At 74.0% G+C, this 18,512-nt stretch carries 17 protein-coding genes; 3 read left to right on the forward strand and 14 right to left on the reverse strand.

Going from position 1 to position 18,512, the window contains the following annotated elements:
* Positions 1-11 precede the first annotated feature (11 nt).
* The 5 genes from rodA to KIS93_RS53395 form a co-directional block, all read right to left on the reverse strand.
* Positions 12-1,172 carry a rod shape-determining protein RodA gene (rodA, locus tag KIS93_RS53380; RefSeq protein WP_080037592.1) on the reverse strand — a complete coding sequence of 387 codons (1,161 nt, stop codon included), beginning with the start codon at positions 1,170-1,172 and terminating at the stop codon, positions 12-14.
* Positions 1,166-3,025, reverse strand: a complete 1,860-nt coding sequence (gene mrdA, locus KIS93_RS53385) for a penicillin-binding protein 2 (protein WP_230466462.1) — start codon at positions 3,023-3,025, stop codon at positions 1,166-1,168. Before mrdA ends, rodA begins: the two co-directional genes overlap by 7 nt.
* The gene (mreD, locus tag KIS93_RS66660) at positions 2,907-3,689 is read right to left on the reverse strand and encodes a rod shape-determining protein MreD (protein ID WP_155126727.1); all 783 of its coding nucleotides are present in this window, start codon (positions 3,687-3,689) and stop codon (positions 2,907-2,909) included. The genes mrdA and mreD overlap by 119 nt, the downstream gene beginning before the upstream one ends.
* Positions 3,679-4,599 (reverse strand): rod shape-determining protein MreC, encoded by a 921-nt coding sequence (mreC, locus tag KIS93_RS53390; RefSeq protein ID WP_155126730.1) that lies wholly within the window; start codon positions 4,597-4,599, stop codon positions 3,679-3,681. The genes mreD and mreC overlap by 11 nt, the downstream gene beginning before the upstream one ends.
* Positions 4,600-4,701: 102 nt before the next feature.
* A complete protein-coding gene (locus tag KIS93_RS53395) occupies positions 4,702-5,730 on the reverse strand; it encodes a rod shape-determining protein (RefSeq protein WP_155126734.1) in 1,029 nt (342 codons plus the stop codon).
* 211 nt (positions 5,731-5,941) lie between these two features.
* Between KIS93_RS53395 and mobA the strand changes: the two genes are divergently transcribed.
* Positions 5,942-6,859 carry a molybdenum cofactor guanylyltransferase gene (gene mobA / locus KIS93_RS53400; RefSeq protein ID WP_080037597.1) on the forward strand — a complete coding sequence of 306 codons (918 nt, stop codon included), beginning with the start codon at positions 5,942-5,944 and terminating at the stop codon, positions 6,857-6,859.
* A gap of 153 nt (positions 6,860-7,012) precedes the next feature.
* Here mobA and KIS93_RS53405 read toward each other — a convergent pair whose 3' ends face one another.
* Positions 7,013-7,855 carry a PaaX family transcriptional regulator C-terminal domain-containing protein gene (locus KIS93_RS53405; protein WP_186404975.1) on the reverse strand — a complete coding sequence of 281 codons (843 nt, stop codon included), beginning with the start codon at positions 7,853-7,855 and terminating at the stop codon, positions 7,013-7,015.
* 40 nt (positions 7,856-7,895) lie between these two features.
* Between KIS93_RS53405 and KIS93_RS53410 the strand changes: the two genes are divergently transcribed.
* The gene (locus KIS93_RS53410; RefSeq protein WP_080037599.1) at positions 7,896-8,555 is read left to right on the forward strand and encodes a VC0807 family protein; all 660 of its coding nucleotides are present in this window, start codon (positions 7,896-7,898) and stop codon (positions 8,553-8,555) included.
* Positions 8,556-8,565: 10 nt separating this feature from the next.
* Here KIS93_RS53410 and KIS93_RS53415 read toward each other — a convergent pair whose 3' ends face one another.
* Positions 8,566-8,907: an ArsR/SmtB family transcription factor gene (locus KIS93_RS53415; protein ID WP_080037600.1), complete on the reverse strand. Its 342-nt coding sequence runs from the start codon at positions 8,905-8,907 to the stop codon at positions 8,566-8,568.
* Between the two features lie 103 nt (positions 8,908-9,010).
* On the opposite strand from KIS93_RS53415, the gene KIS93_RS53420 reads away from it, so the two are divergent.
* Positions 9,011-10,456, forward strand: coding sequence for an MFS transporter (locus KIS93_RS53420; RefSeq protein ID WP_186404976.1), 1,446 nt, complete (start codon positions 9,011-9,013; stop codon positions 10,454-10,456).
* Positions 10,457-10,561: 105 nt separating this feature from the next.
* Here KIS93_RS53420 and KIS93_RS53425 read toward each other — a convergent pair whose 3' ends face one another.
* The 7 genes from KIS93_RS53425 to KIS93_RS53455 form a co-directional block, all read right to left on the reverse strand.
* Positions 10,562-11,614 carry a hypothetical protein gene (locus KIS93_RS53425; RefSeq protein ID WP_080037601.1) on the reverse strand — a complete coding sequence of 351 codons (1,053 nt, stop codon included), beginning with the start codon at positions 11,612-11,614 and terminating at the stop codon, positions 10,562-10,564.
* Between the two features lie 11 nt (positions 11,615-11,625).
* The gene (locus tag KIS93_RS53430) at positions 11,626-11,994 is read right to left on the reverse strand and encodes a helix-turn-helix domain-containing protein (protein ID WP_155126737.1); all 369 of its coding nucleotides are present in this window, start codon (positions 11,992-11,994) and stop codon (positions 11,626-11,628) included.
* A gap of 20 nt (positions 11,995-12,014) precedes the next feature.
* Complete coding sequence (locus KIS93_RS53435) at positions 12,015-13,004, reverse strand: LacI family DNA-binding transcriptional regulator (RefSeq protein ID WP_222107987.1); 990 nt, start codon at positions 13,002-13,004, stop codon at positions 12,015-12,017.
* A gap of 143 nt (positions 13,005-13,147) precedes the next feature.
* Positions 13,148-14,848: a CBM35 domain-containing protein gene (locus KIS93_RS53440; RefSeq protein WP_080037604.1), complete on the reverse strand. Its 1,701-nt coding sequence runs from the start codon at positions 14,846-14,848 to the stop codon at positions 13,148-13,150.
* A 1-nt stretch (position 14,849) separates the two neighbouring features.
* Positions 14,850-16,757: a glycoside hydrolase family 127 protein gene (locus tag KIS93_RS53445; protein WP_080037605.1), complete on the reverse strand. Its 1,908-nt coding sequence runs from the start codon at positions 16,755-16,757 to the stop codon at positions 14,850-14,852.
* A 17-nt stretch (positions 16,758-16,774) separates the two neighbouring features.
* Positions 16,775-17,581: a carbohydrate ABC transporter permease gene (locus KIS93_RS53450; protein ID WP_080037606.1), complete on the reverse strand. Its 807-nt coding sequence runs from the start codon at positions 17,579-17,581 to the stop codon at positions 16,775-16,777.
* Entirely contained in the window at positions 17,578-18,507 is a 930-nt protein-coding gene (locus KIS93_RS53455; RefSeq protein ID WP_080037607.1) for a carbohydrate ABC transporter permease, read from the reverse strand. The genes KIS93_RS53450 and KIS93_RS53455 overlap by 4 nt, the downstream gene beginning before the upstream one ends.
* Positions 18,508-18,512 lie beyond the last annotated feature (5 nt).

The raw sequence follows: 18,512 nt of genomic DNA on the forward strand, positions 1-18,512 counted from the left end.
CCGCGGACCGCTCACCGGGCCGGCCAGGCCCGGTGAGCGGCCCGCAGCGCGGAGCCGGCCAGCGCGTCGGCCCGCGGGCGCCGCCGGTGCACCGCGATCAGCACCCCGGCCGCCGCCATGCAGGACACGATGGACGAGCCGCCGTACGACACGAACGGCAGCGGCACCCCCACGATCGGCGCCAGCCCCAGCACCATGCCGACGTTGATGAACGTCTGCGCCCCCAGCCAGCAGGCGATCCCCGCCGCCGCCAGCGTCCCGAACGGCGTCAGGCTCTCGCCCGCGATGCGCAGCGCGCGCCGCAGCACCGCCCACAGCAGGACCAGGATCAGCGCCGCGCCGGCGAAGCCCAGCTCCTCGCCGGCGATGGTGAAGACGAAGTCGGTGTGCTGCTCCGGCACGAACCGCCCGCCGGTCTGCTCGCCCTGGAACAGCCCCCGGCCGAACAGCCCGCCGGAGCCGACCGTCACCAGCGCCTGGGCCGCGTTGTAGCCGGCGCCCTGCGGGTCGGCCATCGGGTCGGCGAACGTCAGCAGCCGCTGCACCTGGTGCGGCCGCAGCAGCCCGAGGAACCAGGCCGCCGCCGCGGCGGCCACGCCCGCGCCCGCCAGCAGGAGCAGCACCCGGCGCCGCACCCCGGCCACGACCAGCATGCCGCCGGCCGTCACCACCATGATCATCGCGGTGCCGAGGTCCGGCTGCGCCATGATCAGGCCCAGCGGCAGCGCGGCGACGACCAGGGCCGGCAGCACGCGAGGCCCGCGCCGGCCGTCGGCGCGGTCGCCGAGCAGCACGGCCAGCATGAGCACCAGCGCGACCTTGGCCGGCTCCGACGGCTGCAGGTCCAGCCCGCCCAGCGACAGCCACGACTGCGCGCCGTTGGCCGTGCGGCCCAGCGGCGTCAGCACCGCCGCCAGGCCGAGCAGGGAGACGGCGTACGCGGGCAGCGTCCAGGCCCGCAACGCGGCGGGCCCGGCCAGCGCCAGCGTGATCATCACGGCCAGGCCGACGAGCACGTGCACGACCTGGCTCTTCAGGTACGTCTGCGGGTCCTGGCCCGCCACCTGCATGCGGGGTCTGGTCGCCGACCAGACCAGCAGGACGCCCAGCACGCCGAGCGCGGTCACGGGCACGAGGACGCGCCAGTCCAGCCGGCGCAGCACGCTCACCATCGCTTGTCCCGGGGCAGGGCGGGCTTGCGGCCCTCCAGGCCGTACATGCCGGACCAGATCTCCCGCACGGCGGGCGCGGCGGCCTCGCCACCGCCGCCGCCGCGCGAGACCACGACGACCACCGCGTACCGGGGCTTGCCGGCGGGCGCGAACGAGGCGAACCAGGAGGTGTCCTCCGCCCCGTACGCCTCGGCGGTGCCCGTCTTGCCCGCCACCGGCAGCTTGCCGAGCGGGAACCCGTCGAAGGCGCCGGCGGCCGTGCCCGACCTCGGCACCTCGGCCAGGGCGCGGCGCATGAACTCCAGCGTCGCGGCCGGGACCGGCAGGCGCCCGGCGACCGGCGGCGTCACCTCGCGCAGCAGCGTGCCGTCCGGGCCGCGCACCTCCTTGGCGACCCGCGGGCTGAACAGCGTCCCGCCGTTGGCCAGCGCCGCGTACGCGCGCGCCAGCTGCAGCGGCGTGACCAGCACGTCGCCCTGCCCGATGGAGAAGTTCGCGGCGTCGCCGGCGGTCCACACGTAGCCGTGCGCGCAGTTCTCCGCCGCGACCGCCTTCAGGTAGGCCGCCCTGGCGGCGTCCTTCTCCTGCGGGTATCCGGTCCGCGCCGCCCTGCACGACGCGTCCTTGGTCTGCTTCCAGTACGCCTTCTTCCACGCCGGGTCGGGCACCCGCCCGGCGGCCTCGCCCGGCAGGTCCACCCCCGTCGCCACGCCGAACCCGAAGCCCCTCGCCATGTCCTGCATCGCGGTGCCGCCCTGCAGCCGCTCGGCGAACCGGTAGAAGATCGTGTCGCACGAGACGACCAGGGCCCGGCGCAGGTCCATGACACCCAGATCGGCGCCGCCGTAGTTGCGGAAGGACCGGTCACCGATCCGGTACGAGCCCGGGCAGTCGTAACGGCCCCGCAGGTCGTAGCCCGCCTTCGCGGCGGCGGCCGTGGAGACCACCTTCCACGTGGAGGCCGGCGGCCACAGCCCCTGCACCGCCCTCGACACCAGCGGGCTCCCTGCACCCGACGTCAGCCGCCGGTAGTCGGCCTCGCCGATGCCGCCCGTCCAGATCTCCGGATCGTAGGAGGGGGCGGCGGCCAGGGCCACCACGCGGCCGGTCCGCACGTCCAGCACCACCGCCGCCCCCGAGTCGGCCTTGCCCGCCTTGCGCACCGCCCGTTCCAGCGCCCGCTCCACGACCGCCTGCACGTCGGCGTCGATGCTGGTCACCACGGTCGCGCCGGGCGTCGCCGGCTGCTCGCCGAGCGTGCGCAGCACCTGCCCCGCGCTGTCCACGACCACCTTCCTGCTGCCCGGTCTCCCGCGCAGGTCGCTCTCGTACGTCGCCTCCAGCCCGTCCTTGCCCACCAGGTCGTTCGAGTCGCCGGGGGCGAGGTAGCCGAGGACGTGCGCGGCCAGCGCGCCACGCGGATGGTCGCGCACCGGCCGCGGCTCGGCCGTGATGCCGGGAAAGTCCTCCGGCCGCTCGGCGATCTGCATCGCCTCCCGCTCGCCGACGCCCTCGGCCACCGGGATCGGCTCGTACGGCGAGCCCGCCCAGCACGGCTGACGCGTCCGCGGCCCGCACAGCCGCATCCGGTCTTGAAGGTCCTTGTACGGGCGGCCGAGCGCCTTCGCCAGCTTGCGCAGCGTCGCCCGGCCCCGATCGGGCTGCCGGGTCAGCGCCACCCGGTCCGCGAACACCGTCATCGCCGCCCTGTTCCGGGCCAGCGGGCGGCCCCGGTCATCGAGGATGCGCCCGCGAACCGCCGGGACGACGACGTGGCGTACGTGGTCGGCGACCGCCGCGGCCGTGTACCGCTCGCCGTCCAGGATCTGCACCTGCCAGAGCCGGCCGAGCAGGACGAGGAACAGCGCTGCCACCAGCACGTGGGTCAGCAGCAGCCGGAAGGGTTGAGAACGTCGCATCGGAGTGCCTTCTGAACGGTGCCCGGCCACGCCCGGCGATCAGCAGCCACACCAGGGGGCCGGCGAGCAGGTTGAACGGCAGAGCGGCCAGCGGGGCCCGGCCCGGCCAGCCGTCCAGGAGGAGGCCGGGGTGCTCGGGCAGGCCGTCGAGCAGCAGGGCGTACGCGGTGGCGGCCAGGCTGCCGACCGCGCCCCCGACGAGGGCGGTGGCCCATCCGGGGGTCAGGCGGCGGTCGCGCGGACGGCCCGGGAAACGCGTGCCACGCCCGCCCAGGCCGGTGCCGACGCCGCGCAGGCCGGTGCCGGCATCGCGCGGGCCGGTGCCCCCGTCGCGCAGGCGAGCGCCCAGCAGGCCCATGCCGTAGCCGAGCAGGCACAGCAGCAGGGCCGTGCGGCCGACCGGCGGGGGCGCGGGCGGGACCAGGTCCGCCAGGAGACCCACGGCGAACCCGGTCACCGCCCCGGCGTTCGGCCCCCACGCCAGGCCCGCCGTCACGGCCACCAGCATGACCAGATCGGGCCGGACCGGCAGCCGCTCCAGAATGGCCACCTGGAGCAGCGGGGCCAGCACGACCGCCGCCGCGACCCTAATCCGCATCAGTGATCACGCCCAGCACGTCGAGGGTGCTGAAGGTGACGGCGGGGCGTACCAGAGCGGTGCGGGTGAGCTGGTCGCGGACGGGATCGACGCGTTCGACGGTCCCCACGGGGATGCCGGGCGGGTAGGGAGAGCCGCCGCTCGACCCGAGCGTCACCACCTGCTGCCCGGGACGCAGCGGCGCGTCGGCGTCGAGCAGCCGCAACGAGAGCAGCCCGTCACCCCGACGACCGGTGACCGTGCCGATCTCGTTCGGGCCGGCCGTGCGGACGCCGACGGAGGCGTGGGGGGCGGTGAGCAGCAGGACGGTGGCGACGTCCGGGCCCGCCTCGACCACCCGGCCCACCAGGCCGTCGGCGGTGACCACGGCGAGGTCGGGCCGCACGCCGTCCCGGGTGCCCGCACTGATCGTCACCACGTCCCCGCGCACCGCGACGACGTCGGCGGGCACCAGCGTCATGCGCGGATGGGCGGCCTGGAGCCGGTCGCGGCCGGCCTCGCGGGCACGGGCCGCGCGTTCGGCCCACAGCTCGGCGGCCAGGCGGGCGTTGTGCCGTTCCAGCTCCTGGACGCGTACCTGATCGTCACCGGACAGGGCCCGCGCGGGCGCGGTGACCGCCGCGAGCACCTGCTCGGCGGGCCCCGCCACAGCGGCGCCGGCGGTGCGCAGCACGGAGGCGTGCCCGCGCAGGTCGGCGGTGGCCAGCACGACGGCGCTCAGCGACAGCACGACCACCACACGGCCACGCCGCCCGGCGGCGCTCCTGCCCGCCACCCGCCCGGAGCCGGACACCCCGCGCACCCGGCCGGAGCCGCCGAACGGGCGCAGGCGGGGCCGCCGCTCCACGCGGGGGAGAGCACGCAGGGTCCGCTCCACGCGGGGGAGATCGCGCAGAGTCCGCACGGTCATCTCGTCGTCATCTCCTCTACATCACCGCGTTCATCCCGGTGTCCATCGCGGCGTCCGTCGCGGCGTCCGTCGCGGCGTCCGTCGCCGCGTTCGTCGATGCGTTCATCTGCGGGGCTCCGGCATGAGCACGCCCTGCAGCCGGTCGAACTCCTCGACGCAGCGCCCCGAGCCGAGCACCACCGAGTGCAGGGGGTTCTCCACCGTCCTGATGGGCATGCCGGTCGCGTCGCCCAGCCGCCGGTCCAGCCCGCGCAGCAGGGCGCCGCCGCCGGTCAGCGTGATGCCGCTCTTGACCAGGTCGCCGGCCAGCTCGGGCGGGCACTGGTCGAGCGCCGTCTGCACGGCGTCGATGATGGCGTGCACCGGCTCCTCGATCGCTTCGCGCACCTCGCCCGCCGAGATGGTGACGGTCCGCGGCAGGCCGCTGACCAGGTCGCGGCCCCGGATGTCGGCCTTCGGCTCGTCCCGCTGCGGCCAGGCGAAGCCGAGCGCCATCTTCACCTCCTCGGCGGTGCGCTCGCCGAGGAGCAGCGCGTGCTCCTTCTTCACGTACTGGATGATCGCCTCGTCGAGCTCGTCACCCCCGACCCGCAGCGAGCGGGCGGTCACGATGCCGCCGAGGGAGATCACCGCGACCTCCGTGGTGCCGCCGCCGATGTCGACGACCATGTTGCCGACCGCCTCGTGCACCGGCAGCCCGGCACCGATCGCGGCGGCCATCGGCTCCTCGATGATGTAGACCTTGCGCGCCCCCGCCTGGTAGCCGGCCTCCTTCACGGCGCGCTGCTCGACCCCCGTGCAGCCGCTCGGGATGGCCACGACCAGGCGCGGCTGCGTGAAGTGGCGGCGGCGGTGCACCTTCTGGATGAAGTAACGCAACATCTGCTCGGCCACTTCGAGGTCGGTGATGACGCCGTCGGCCAGGGGCCGGATCGCCACGATGTGGCCCGGGGTGCGGCCGATCATCTGCTTGGCCTCGTGGCCGACGGCGACGATCTTCTCCGTCCTGGTGTTCACCGCCACCACCGACGGCTCGTCCAGGACGATGCCGCGGTTGCGGACGTACACGAGCGTGTTGGCCGTGCCCAGGTCGACAGCCATGTCACGGCCGAGGAGATCGAGCAAGGACATGTCTCCCCCCATGAGAGAACGCCCGGCCCTCCGCCCGCGCCCGACGGGTCGAGAGCGCCGGACGTCCATCAGTTCGACCAACTCTCCCTGTCTGAGTCGAGAAAAGTTATAACCGAAATATCAGCTTTTCTGCAAGACGATCATGCGATTTGCCGCTGGTCGGCGATGGCCCCAACCGTCGGCCGGCGGCGGCGTGGCCTAGCATGCGGGCATGCGGACTGCGGCGGGCGTGGTGCTCGCGGGTGGGCGCTCCACGCGGATGGGGCGGCCGAAGGCGTGGCTGGAGTGGCACGGCTCGACGTTGCTGTACCGGGCCGCCGCCATCCTCGCCAGGACGGTCGGCGGGCCGGTGGTCGTCGTCGCCGCACCCGGGCAGGAGCTGCCGCCGCTGCCCCCGGGGGTCTCGGTGGCCGCGGACCCGGTGGAGGGGCTGGGCCCCATGCAGGGGCTGGCCGTGGGGCTGGCGGCGGTCGCAGGCAGGGCTGAGGCGGCGTTCGTGTGCTCGACGGACCTGCCGTTCCTGCACCCGGCCTTCGTCCGGCGGGTCCTGCGCGGCCTGACCCCCGGGGTGGACGTCGCGCTGCCGGTCGCCGGGGGTTTCCGGCAGCCGCTCGCCGCCGCGTACCGGACCTCGCTGGCGGGGCTGATCAAGGACCTGCTGGACGCGGGGGACCTGCGGCCGGGCATGCTGTTCCAGCACTGTGAGGTGAGCCGGCTCGGCGAGGAGGAGCTGCTGGCCGATGCCGAGCTCGCCCGGCACGACCCGGCGCTGGAGTCCGTCCTGAACGTCAACTCCCCGGACGACTACGCGACCGCCAGGGCCCGCCGCCCGCCGCGGGTCGTCGTGGAGGTCTTCGGCGCCCTCGCCGGGAACAGCGGAGAGGGGACGCGCGCCGCTCGCGCGGAGAACGATGGGGACGGGCCGCTCGCCATGCGAGCCGAGCACGGCGGAGACGGCACGCACACCGTGCCCGCCGCCACGCTCGGGGCGGCGGCGAGGGCGGCCGGGCTGCTCCTGGACCGGCACGTGGTGGTCGCGCTCAACGGGCACCGGGTCACCCCCGACGAGGCGCTACCTCTGGTGGCGGGCGACACCGTCGCCTTCCATCCGGCCGGCGCTGACGGCTGAGGCCGAGGCGCACGCGCTGGTCGCGACCGCCGCCCGCTGAGGCCGAGGCGCACGCCATGGTCGCGAGCGCCGGCCGCTGAGGCCGCGGCGCACGCCATGGTCGCGAGCGCCGGCGGCGGCCTGGCCACCCCGTGCCCGGCGCCGGACGGAGGGCTACGCGCCCGCCTCCGCCAGCAGCCGGGCCACGTACTCCTGGGAGGGCGGCCCGCACCGGGCGAAGACCTCGCCGATGGCGGCGTGCAGGGCGGGCAGGGCCCAGTCGGGCGGCAGCAGCTCGGCCGGGAGCGGCGGGACCCGCACCGTGTCCACCAGCGCGCCGCCGAACAGCCGGACGTAGGCGGCCAGCGTCGCCCCGTCCGGCTCGGGAGGGGCGGTCCAGGTCCGGACGGCGGCGCTCAGCCGGGCGGTGTGGTCGCGGAAGCGGCCGTTCAGCTCGCCCAGGTCCCACGCGCGGTAGGCGATCTCGGCGGCGTCGGCCGCGGACAGCCCGACGTGCCCGTAGTAGACGGTGCCGGCCGGGGGCGGGCCGCCGAGTTCGGCGGCGAGCTGGGCGCGCCGGTCGGTGGGGGAGATCAGCACGCCCGGCTGCATGAGCCCGTAGCGGGCCAGGGTGGCGGCGCGCCGGAGCCGGTCGCGGTAGGCCCGCTGCGCCTCGGGCACGGTGTAGAAGATCGCGTGGAAGCGGCCCTCCCAGGTGGGTGGCGGCGTGCCGCGCCGGTCGCCGGCGCGGCGGAAGTCGGCCAGGAAGTTGCCCGCGAGGTGGTAGTCGGCGCCCCGGCCGCGCGGTGTGGCGGTGAGCAGCCCGTCGCCGCGCATCCTGGCGATCAGCGAACGTGCCGCGCCCGCGCTCAGCCCCAGATCGGTGAGCAGCCGCACCAGGACGACCCCGGGCAGGGACTCGCGCCGCGCGACCCCGTACAGGAAGGGGACGAGCGCGGTGTTGGCGCCCCGCGAGACATTGGCCGGGCCCTCATGACCTGTTACGCTTTCGCTCACGGTCGTGAGTGTATACGGCACATGAAGGGCGGGCTCGAAGATGACGGAAAGCCAGGACCGGCGTGGCAAGGCCCTGTCGTCGCTGCTCAACCTCCTCCCGTCGGTCCTGTTCGGCGTGGTGCTGCCGTTCGTGACCTACGGGATGCTGACCGATCGCGGCTACGCGCCGGTGACCGCGCTGCTGCTGGCGTCGCTGTGGCCGGTCGCCGACCTCGTCCTGTACCTCGCGGTGAAGCGGCGGGTCGACGAGTTCGGCCTGATGATGCTGGTCCTGCTGCTGCTCGGGGCGCTGGGCGCGCTCGTGTTCGACAGCACCCGGCTGTTCTTCGTCAAGGACTCCGCGATCACCGGGCTGCTGGGGCTGACCTTCCTGGGCAGCCTGGCGCTGTCCCGGCCGATCATGTTCTACCTGGGCAGGAAGTTCGCCACCGACGGCACGCCGGAGAGCCTCGCCTACTGGAACGGCCTGTGGCGGTACCCGGGCTTCCGCCGCACCCAGTACCTGCTGACGGGGGTGTGGGGCGGCGCCTTCCTGCTGGAGGCGATCGTCGGGGTGCCGCTGGCGTACGTGCTGCCGACCCAGGCGATGCTGCTGGTCGGCAACGTGCTGCCGATCGTGGTGGTGGCGGCCCTGATCACCTGGACGATCTTCATGGCGAAGCGGGGACGCGCCCGCATGGCCGCGGCCCAGTCGCAGTGACCGTACGGCGCTAGCGGGGGCGGGCCGCGGCGTGGCCCTCGTCGGTGCGGGCGCCGGACAGGATGGCGTCGAGCAGCCCGGGATAGCGGGCGTCCAGGTCGTCCCGCCGCAGGACGAGCAGGTTCTCCCGGCCTGAGGGCTGCTGCCAGATGATGCCGCTGTCGCGCAGCACCCGCCAGTGGTGGGTCATGGTGGACTTCGCGGTGATGCCCAGCGTGTTCAGGACGCTGGTGCAGTTGTGCTCGCCGCCGGCGTCGAGGATGCGGACGACGGCCAGGCGCACGCCGTTCCCCAGTGCCGACAGGACGTCTTCGATGCGGATCTGGTCGCGGTCGGGATGACGGAAGGCCATGGTCCAACTGTACCGCGATTGTCGAACTATCGCCCATTCGTCTGGCATAGTACGACTGTACGTAAATACGCGTACTGTCATTGCCTCCCTTGAAGGGCGTTACATGTCCACTCCCTCCGTGCTGCCCGCACCCTCGGCGGGCGCCGTCAAGCCGCGACTCGGCTGGACCCTGGCGCTCCTCGCCCTGGCCCAGCTCATCTACGCGCTCGACCTCAACATCGTGTTCGTCGCGCTCCCGCAGATCGGCGCCGACCTGGGCTTCCCCGGCCAGACCCAGCAACTCGTGGTCAGCGCCTACGTCGTCTTCGCCGGCGGATTCCTGCTGTTCGGCGGCCGGGCGGCCGACCTGCTCGGCCGCCGCCGCGTCTTCGTGCTCGCCCTGACCCTGTACGCGGTCTCGTCGCTGGCGGGCGGCCTGGCCGGCAGCCCCGCGGTCATCATCGTCGCCCGGGCCGTGCAGGGCATCGGCGGCGCGCTGCTCCTGCCCGCCACGCTGGCCCTGCTCAACAGCCTGTTCGCCGAGGGCCCGCAGCGCAACCGCGCGCTCGCGGTCTGGGGCGGCGCCGGCGCCAGCGGGCTGACCATCGGCGCGCTGCTCGGCGGCCTGCTCACCCAGCACTTCGGCTGGCCCGCCGTCTTCTACGTCAACGTCCCCCTGGCCGGGCTGGTCGCGCTGGCCGCCCTGGCCGTCATCCCGCGCGACCCGGCCGGGGGAGAGCGGCGCAGGTTCGACATCCCGGGCGCGCTGACCGTCACCGGCGGCTCGACCCTGCTCGTCTTCGCCCTGGTCGAAGGGCCCGAGCTGGGCTGGGGCAGCCCGCTGGTCGTCGGCGCCTTCGTGCTGGCCGCCGTACTGCTGGTGGTCTTCGCGCTGGTCGAGGCCCGTAGCGCCGACCCGCTCATGCCGTTCCGGCTGTTCCGCAACCGCAGCCTCACCGTCGGCATGCTGGTCACCTTCATCTACATGGCCACCTTCGGCGTCCTGCCGTACTTCCTCACCGTCCTGATGCAGAGCATCCACGGCTACAGCGCCCTGCAGACCGGCCTGGCCTTCCTCATCCCCTCCCTGGCCATCGCGGCCGGCACCCAGACCGGCGAGCGGCTGGCCACCCGGCTCGGCACCCGCGCCACCCTGCTGATCGGCTTCGCCATCGGCGTGCCCGGCACCGCCGTCCTCGCCCTCGGCTTCGACGCCGAGGCCTCCTACGGGCTGCTGGTGCCCGGCCTCATCGTCTCCGGCCTCGGCCAGGGCATCGTCTGGACCGCCATGTGGATCGCCGCCGCCACCGGCACCGCCGCCCACGAGCAGGGCGTCGCCAACGGCATCGCCTCCACCGCGCTCAACATCGGCAACGCCATCGGCCTGGCCGTCTTCACCGTCATCGCCGACCTCGGCACCGAGAGCAAGACCGGCCAGGCCCTGCGCGCGGCCACGGCCGACGGCGAGTTCCTGGTCGTCCTGCTCACCGCGGCCGGGATGATCGCCGGCCTCCTCATCACGCTCGCCCTGCGCCGGCGCGGCGAGGAGGCGCCCGCGACCGTCGGCTGACCACTCCGACCGGCGGCCTGCGGCTGCCGCCACGGCCGGAGCACCCTGGCACGACGGCCCCCAGGTGCTCCGGCCCCCCAGGCGCTCCGGCCCCGCCGCCAACGATCACGCGGCGAGGGTGGCCGCCAGCGGTGCGCCGAGCTGGATGTCGAAGTACGCCACGAGATCGCCCGCGTGCACCCGGCCCAGGTCCGCGTCGATGACGACGATCGTCCCCGCCACGATGCCGGTGAACCCCGTCCCGGACCGCCGCGCCTGCTCGATCCGCGCGGTGACCGGCCCGCGCACGGCCTCGCTCAGGAAGGTGAGCCCGCGCGGGAACTCCTCGGTGAGCGGGTGCCGCTGCCGCCCCGCCTGGATCGAGCTGCCGATGCCGAACCGCGCGGTGACGATCTGGTCGCCGCGGAGCGTGACGCGGAAGTAGCCGTTGGACTGGACGCGGGTGCACGACTGCTGCGGCGGGTAGAAGCAGTCGTACCCGCCCGCCTTGAGATCGTCCACGGCGGAGCTCATCGTGGTCGCGTAGTGCTCGGCGCCGAACGGCCAGCGCCGCACGGCGGCGCCGGCGGCGGTCACGAGCAGGCCGTCGAGGTCGGAGAAGCCGTAGTCCGCGTGCTCGTCGCGCCAGGAGGTGCGGGGAGCGCCGTCGTCCCACACCACCGGGTCCGGCTGGGCGCGGGCGAACGCGTCGATCTCCCGCCGAGCCCGGTCACCGGCGCCGGGCCACACCGCGTCGAGCGCGGGGGCCGCGGCGTCGGCGACCTGGGGCGGCTCGCCCCGCTGGTACGTCCCGGCCTCCGGCGTGGGAAACCACGCCCAGGCGAGGCGGTCCTGCCGGTCGAGCAGGAACTGCGCGACCTGGGGCCGCACGCTGCCCGTCTCGTCGCGGTGCCCGATCCTGCACCACAGGGCCCGGCCGTCGGCGTTGCTCCTGACCTGCGCGCAGAACCAGCCCGTCCGCGTCAGCGGCCGGGTGAGCGCCGCGGCCGTCCCGCCGGCCGGGACGGGGACGGCCCGCGAGTCCTCGTCCGCCGCCGCGTGCGCGTACACCCGGTCGGGGGGCAACGACGGCGGCTCCGGCGACGACGCGCAGCCGGCCGGCGCCGACAGCCCGAGGAGGGCGGCGAGCACGATCGTCCTGACCTTGATGGAGCGCACGGACGGGTAGCTTACGAGTAAACCGCCGGTAGGGTGCGGCCCTCCCCGCACCCGGCCCGGTCCACGATCCACGCGACGACAGGGACGTCACCACAGTCCTTGACCACGACGATCGCGCCGCACCCGGCGGCGGCGAGCCGGCGCAGCGGCCGGGCGGCGGTGGTGCCCAGCACCTGGGCGGGCGCCCACCGCTGCCCCCAGCGGAACGTCCGCGCCCCCATCCGGTAACGGCCGCCGTCCTCGCGGTGCACCAGGCCCGGATGGGCGAGCCGGCCCAGCAGCCTGTGCGTGGTGGCCTTGGGCAGGCCGGTGGCCATGGCGAGCTGCGTCAGCCCGGCCTCTTCCCGCCGAGCCGGCTCCTCCAGCACGTTACTCGCCACGCGGAGCGACGGTCGCGAGGTCAGCGGGTGGATTCGCGGATCACGAGCTCGAACGGGGCGACGTACTCGCCGGTGGGCCGGGAGGGGGCGTGCACGCGCTGCACCACCAGTTCGACGGCCTTCTCCGCCATCCACCGGTGATCGGGCGCCACGGTCGACAGCGACGGGACGAGGAACCGGGCCTCGGGCACGTCGTCGAAGCCGATGAGGCGGACGTCGTCCGGGACGCGCAGGCCGCGGTCGGCCAGGCCGCGCAGGACGCCGATGGCGATCGTGTCGGTCACCGCCACCAGCCCGTCCACCTCGTGACCGGAGTCGACCATGCGGTGCGCGGCGGCGCGGCCGGCTTCCATGGTCATGCGGTCGAGGGGGAAGAGCAGGGGCGGGTCGGCGGCCAGGCCGCGTTCGGTGAGGGCGTCGAGGTAGGCGTGGTAGCGGCGGGTCACGACGTTCACGCCTTCACGGGCGGGGCCGGAGACGATGCCGATCCGGCGGCAGCCCTGGTCGGCGAGGTGGCCGGTGGCCGCCTTGATGCCGGCCTCGTTGGGCATGGAGACGTGGTCGAACCGGCCGCCGAAGTCGCGCTCGCCGAGCATGACGATGGGGTAGCCCGCCTCGGTGAGCCGCTCGTCGAGGCCGTCGAGGGCGACGGCGCTGAGGATGAGGCCGTCGAACTGCAGGAGGCGGGAGTGGGCGAGGGCGTCGGCCTCGCCGGTCTCGGCGGCGCCGGTGCGTTCGATGGCGACGTGGTAGCCGCGGCGGGCGGCCGCGTCGATGACGAGGTCGGCGAGGTGGCTGAAGTAGGGCAGATCGATCTCGGGCACGGCCAGGCCGATGACGCCGGTGCGCCCGGACTTGAGGGTGCGGGCGGAGACGTTGACGCGGTAGCCGGACTCGCGGATCGCCTCCAGCACCCGCTGGCGTACGAGGTCGCCGACGCCGCCGCGGTTGTTGACCACGTTGGAGACGGTCATCTTCGACACCCCGGCGAGCCGGGCAACGTCCTCCATGGTCACCATGTCGCGCCCCGTGTTCCGTGGGTTCGTCGTGGCCGTTCCTGACGGAGGCCGTCGTCGGTCCCCGAGTTTATCGCGGCGCGGACGGTCTCCGAGCGCGGGCCGGAGGGCCCGGCGGCGCCGGGCCCTCCGACGACTCAGGTGAGCTGGATGTAGTCGAGCTCGGCGTACCCGGTGCCGCCCGCGAAGTAGGGCGAGCCCTTGGCCAGGCGGATCACGTTGTAGCCGGCCCGGAGCGTCACGGTGGTGCTGACCGTGGCGCCGAACTGGCCCCACCCGGCGGTCGGCGGGTAGCTGACCGTGCTCCAGGCGCCGCCGTTGTAGGCCAGGCCCTGGGTGGCGGTGGCGCCGGTGCCGTTGGCGTAGCCGATCGTCATCGTGTACGCGCGGGCGGTCGGCACGTTGACGACGAAGTCGACGTAGCTGTCGGTGCGCGGGGTGCCGGAGTTGTCGATGCGGCCGACGTACCCGCCGCCGGACGCGCTCGCGGAGGTGAGCCGCTGGGCGCGGAAGACGGAGGCGTTCTCGGCCTCGTAACGCTGCTGGTAGGCGGGCACGCCGGCGGCGGGCTCGACGACGAGCTGGTACGCGCTGGTGGCCACCATGTTCGGCACCGAGACGCTGAGCTGGCCGCCCGAGACCGTGCGGGTGCCGGTGGAGACGGTGGTGGGGGCGGCGACGCCGGTGAAGCGGCCGCCGGCGGGGGTGGACAGGAGGGTGACGCGGACGCTGGAGCCGAGCGCGCCGAGACCGGTCAGGTTGATCGTGTTGGTGCCTGCCTCGTCGCCGAAGACGACGTTGACGATCTTGCGGGTGGGGTCGTAGGCGGCGAACCCGTCCAGGCCGCTCTGCCCGCCCGGCGTGGTGGTGACCATGTTGCCGGCCATGTCGCCGTACCACTTGTAGAGCCACCACGTGCCGGTCGGCTGGTTGTTGTTGACGACCAGGCCGTTCATGGTGCCGTACTCGTACCAGAAGGCGCGGTGCGCGGACTCGACGCCGGCCCGCTCGAACTTGGCGACGTAGCTGGCCACCCGGCCGGGCACGTCCACCTCGGCGGGGGCGGCGTACTCGTTGATGGAGATGCGGCGCGGGCTGATGCCGAGCGCGGCCTCCAGGTTGCGGTAGTCGGCGATGTCGCCGGCGATGCGGGCGGGGTTCTGCAGCTCGTGCCAGCAGATGATGTCGGGCAGCGTGCCGGTGTCGCGGGCGTGGGTGAGGAACGACTGCATCCACGAGCGGCTGTAGACGGCGGTGCTCGGGCCGACGATCGGCGTCTGCGGGTCGAGGGCGCGCACCGCGCGGAACGTGCGCGTCCAGCCGTCGTTGAACGCGCCGGCGGCGGCGGTGTTCCAGGTGTAGTCGGGCTCGTTCCAGAGCTCCCAGCCGATGACGTTGGTGACGGTGGTGGCGTTGAGCCGGGCCCGGACCATGGTGTCGACCTTGGCCAGCCAGTCGTTCCAGCTCACCCACTTGTAGGGGAAGTCGGGGTAGATGTCGGGCATCCGGATGAACTCGCCGGCGCCGACCCGGGTGGCCTGCGGGGCGACGAGCAGGGAGTCGCCGCCGGGCGGCTGGCCGTTGGGCTTCTGGCCGACGCCGGGCGCGGGCTGCGTCAGCGAGTTCATCTTGATGGGCAGCAGCGTGGAGTCGGCGGGGCGGGAGTTCTCGGCCAGGCCGTACAGGCCGCCGGAGGCCACGTGGGTGACGGGGCGGAACGGCTGGGCGACGTTGACGGTGAGGGTGGCGCCGGCCGCGGCGGCGGGGGAGGCCGCGACCGTCACCGACGTGGCGACGACAGTGAGCGCTAACATCAGCGAGCTGGCACGTGGACGCATGTCACTCTCCTTCGGGGTGGGGGGTGAAGGCGGGCAGCCATACGCGCATGCCCGCCGGGCCCCGCCGGGCCCAGGAGTGGTAGGGCCGCAGCGGGAGGTCGATCCATCCGGCGTCCGCTGGCGGGGCGGCCGGGCGGGAAAGGTAGGGCCAGTCCCCGCCGGGGCGGGCGGGGAGCAGGGCGCGGACCAGGGTGCCGCCGTCGCCGGCGCGGGGCGCGCAGCCGGGGTCGATGACGAGCGCGTCGAGGGCGTCGGGGTCCGGCAGGTCGCGGGACTCCGCGCACAGGACCTCGGGGCCGCGCTCGACGGCGACGCAGCCGCGCACCGCGTCGATGCGCGGGTCGGGCCAGGTGAAGCGGGGCTCGACGGGCAGGTCGAGGGTGATGAGCTCGCCCGCGCGGAAGGCCCGGCGGACGCGGACGAGGCCGGGGGAGACCTGCCGGGTGCGGCCGTCCTCGGTGAGGGTGGCGCCCGCCGCCCAGGAGGGGACGCGCAGGGTGAGTGTCCACGGGCCGGGGGTGCCGGCCGCGACGCGCAGGCGGACGGTGCCGGACTCGGGGTAGCGGGTCTCGACGTCCACGCCGACCGGCCGCCCGTCCGGCAGCTCCGCGCGGATCTCGCAGGAGGCGTACTGGTGCAGCTGCAGCCCGTCGTCGTCGGTGGTGGCGAGGTAGCCGTGCAGGCTGGCCAGGGTGCGGGCGACGTTGGTGGGGCAGCAGGAGACGTCGAACCAGGCGGCCCTGGTGCCGCCCTCGGCGCGCGGGCTCACCTCGTCCGGGTCGGCGGGCCGGCCGGGCGTGCGCTGGTGCAGCGGGTTGGCGTAGAAGAACGCGCGGCCGTCGGAGCTGGGCGAGGTCGCCACGACGTTGTAGACGGTGCGCTCGACGAGGTCGGCGTAGCGGGGCTCGCCGGTGGCCAGCAGCAGCCGCCACGACACCATGATCGACGCGACGCCGGCGCAGGTCTCGCAGTAGGCGCGGTCCGGCGGCAGCTCCCAGTCCTCGCCGAAGCCCTCGTCCTGGTGGCGCGAACCCATCCCGCCGGTGATGTACGTCCGGCGCGCGACCGAGCGTTCCCACTGCCGCTCCACCGCCCGCAGCAGCTCGTCGTCGCCGCGCTCGACCGCCACGTCCACGGCCGCCGCCGTGAGGTAGAGGGCGCGCACGGCGTGGCCGCGCCACACCTCGGCCTCGCGGATCGGGACGTCGTCCTGGAAGTAGGCGCGGCCGAGCGGGATGTCGCGCAGCGTCCCGTGCCCGCGCCGGTCGAGGAACAGCCGGGCCTGCTCGACGTAACGCTCCTCGCCCAGGGCGCGGCCGAACTCGGCCAGGCCGACCTCGATCTCCGGATGGCCGCAGATCCCGGCCCGCCCGTCCGCGCCGAACGTGCGGCACACGTGGTCGGCGGCCCGCCGCGCGAGGCGGACCAGGTCGTCCTCGCCGTGCGTGCGCAGGCGGGCGACCGCGGCCTGCAGCAGGTGGCCGGTGTTGTACAGCTCGTGGCCGCCTTCGAGGTCGCTGTAGCGGGGTGGCTGGTCGCCGTGGCCGAAGCAGGTGTTGAGGTAGCCGTCCGGGTCCTGGGCGCGGGCGATGCGGGTGGTGAGCCGCTTGATCGCGGCCTCCGTCTCCGGGTCGCCGGTCCGGGCCGCCTCCCAGCACAGGGCCTCCAGCAGCTTGTAGACCTCCGAGTCGGAGAACGGCCAGCCGGGACGGTCCGGCCCGGTGGTGCCGTCGGCGACCCGGTCGAAGTTGGCCAGCCAGCCGAGGCGCTCCATCCACGACTCGCAGTGGGCGAGGGTGGCCGTGGCGTTCACGGCCTGCCGCTCGCCCCAGAAGCCGCCGGTGAGGGTGACCTGGGCGAGCCCGAGGGGGCGCACCCGGCCGTGGGAGGGCAGCACGGGGCTGCTCATAGGGCGAAACCTTTCTGTCAGTCCTTGACGGCGCCCGCGGTGACCCCGGCGGCGATGTAACGCTGCGCGAGGACCAGGAGGAAGGCCGCGGGCACGGACGCGATCACGGCGGTCGCCATGATCGAGTTCCATTGGGTGGTGTTGTTGCCGATGTAGCGGAAGATGCCGAGCGTGATCGGGATGACGTCGCTGTTGCGGTTGAGCGTGGAGGCGAAGATGAAGTCCGACCACGCCCACAGGAACGTGAACAGCGACACGGTGATCACGGAGTTGCGGCTGAGCGGCAGGATGATCGAGCGGAACGTCCGCCACGTGCTCGCCCCGTCGAGCTGCGCCGCCGACAGCAGCTCGCCGGGGATGCCCGCCATGAACGCCCGGAACAGCAGCACCCCGAACGGCACGGCCAGCGTCGAGTCGGCCACGATGAGCCCCGGCACGGTGTTGAGCAGCCCGAGCCTGATGTAGATCGCGTAGAAGCCCATGGCCATGACGACCGCCGGGATCATCTGCGCGACCAGCAGCAGGAAGTCGATCGCCCGCCCGCCCCGCGGCCGCAGCTTGGCCAGCGCGTAACCGGCCGGCAGCGACACCGCCAGCGTGAGCGCCACCGTGCCGAGGCCGATGAACAGGCTGGTCGCCAGGGCCGGCAGCTGCTGGCCGAACGCCGCCGCGTACCCCTCGAACGTGGGGTTCCACGGGAACCAGTGCGGCGGGTCGGCCCGCATGTCGCCCGTCCGCGTGAGCGAGACGTTGACCATCCAGTAGACCGGGAAGAGCATCAGCGCGACCAGCACGATGCCCGCCAGGGTCTTCCAGTGCCTCATGCCCGCTCCTCCCCGCGCTGCAGGCGGACGTGGATCAGCCCGGCGGCGAAGGCGATGAGGATCAGCAGGTTGCCGACCGCCGCCGCCGGGGAGAAGTCCGGCTGGCCGGTGCCGAACGCCTCCCGGTACGACCAGATCGCCAGCGTCGTCGAGGCGTCGGCCGGGCCGCCCCTGGTCATGATCCAGATGATGTCGACGACCTTGAGCGTGTAGATGAGGCCGAGCAGCAGCGTGATCGCCGACACCGGGCGCAGCAGCGGGAACGTGATGCGCCAGAACCGCTGCCAGGCGTTCGCGCCGTCCAGCCCGGCGGCCTCGTACAGGTCGGCCGGGATGTTCTGCAGCCCCGCGTACAGGATGACCAGGTTGAACGGCACCCCGAGCCAGATGTTGGCGATCGTGACCGCCAGCAGCGAGGTGTCGGGCGAGGTCAGCCAGTTGATCTGGCCGATCCCGAACGCCTGGAGCGCCGCGTTGACGATGCCGTTGTCGCTGTTGAGCATCCACGACCAGGTGGACGCCGAGACGATCAGCGGCAGCAGCCACGGCACCAGGAACATCGCCCGCAGCACCGCCGACAGCCGGAAACCGCGGTGGAAGAAGACCGCCAGCGCCAGCCCGACCGCGTACTGGGCGGCGATGGACACTAGCGTGAACAGCGCCGTGTTGCCCAGCGCGCGCAGGAACGCGTCGTCGGACAGGATCGCGGCGTAGTTGTCCAGGCCGGTGAACTCCGGGTTGCCCTGGATGAAGGCCCGGGGCGTGTAGTCGTGCAGGCTCAGCTCGATGTTGCGATACAGCGGGTAGGCGTAGAAGAGCAGCAGGTAGACCAGCAGGGGTGCGAGGAACGCCAGCGCGGTCCAGCGCACCGGCCGCCGCGCCGCCCGGTGTCCCGGGCGGGCGAGCGCCCCGACAGTGGAAGCCATGGACG

This window comes from [Actinomadura] parvosata subsp. kistnae, from assembly GCF_900323885.1.
Classification (GTDB): domain Bacteria; phylum Actinomycetota; class Actinomycetes; order Streptosporangiales; family Streptosporangiaceae; genus Nonomuraea; species Nonomuraea composti.

Coding starts and splice junctions, on each gene's coding strand:
- mreD (WP_155126727.1), bottom strand. CDS start 3,689: ATGCGGATTAGGGTCGCGGCGGCGGTCGTGCTGGCCCCGCTGCTCCAG.
- KIS93_RS53415 (WP_080037600.1), bottom strand. CDS start 8,907: ATGGCCTTCCGTCATCCCGACCGCGACCAGATCCGCATCGAAGACGTC.
- KIS93_RS53450 (WP_080037606.1), bottom strand. CDS start 17,581: ATGAGGCACTGGAAGACCCTGGCGGGCATCGTGCTGGTCGCGCTGATG.
- KIS93_RS53455 (WP_080037607.1), bottom strand. CDS start 18,507: ATGGCTTCCACTGTCGGGGCGCTCGCCCGCCCGGGACACCGGGCGGCG.
- mobA (WP_080037597.1), top strand. CDS start 5,942: ATGCGGACTGCGGCGGGCGTGGTGCTCGCGGGTGGGCGCTCCACGCGG.
- rodA (WP_080037592.1), bottom strand. CDS start 1,172: ATGGTGAGCGTGCTGCGCCGGCTGGACTGGCGCGTCCTCGTGCCCGTG.
- KIS93_RS53440 (WP_080037604.1), bottom strand. CDS start 14,848: ATGCGTCCACGTGCCAGCTCGCTGATGTTAGCGCTCACTGTCGTCGCC.
- KIS93_RS53435 (WP_222107987.1), bottom strand. CDS start 13,004: ATGGAGGACGTTGCCCGGCTCGCCGGGGTGTCGAAGATGACCGTCTCC.
- KIS93_RS53445 (WP_080037605.1), bottom strand. CDS start 16,757: ATGAGCAGCCCCGTGCTGCCCTCCCACGGCCGGGTGCGCCCCCTCGGG.
- KIS93_RS53395 (WP_155126734.1), bottom strand. CDS start 5,730: ATGTCCTTGCTCGATCTCCTCGGCCGTGACATGGCTGTCGACCTGGGC.
- mreC (WP_155126730.1), bottom strand. CDS start 4,599: ATGACCGTGCGGACTCTGCGCGATCTCCCCCGCGTGGAGCGGACCCTG.
- KIS93_RS53410 (WP_080037599.1), top strand. CDS start 7,896: ATGACGGAAAGCCAGGACCGGCGTGGCAAGGCCCTGTCGTCGCTGCTC.
- KIS93_RS53420 (WP_186404976.1), top strand. CDS start 9,011: ATGTCCACTCCCTCCGTGCTGCCCGCACCCTCGGCGGGCGCCGTCAAG.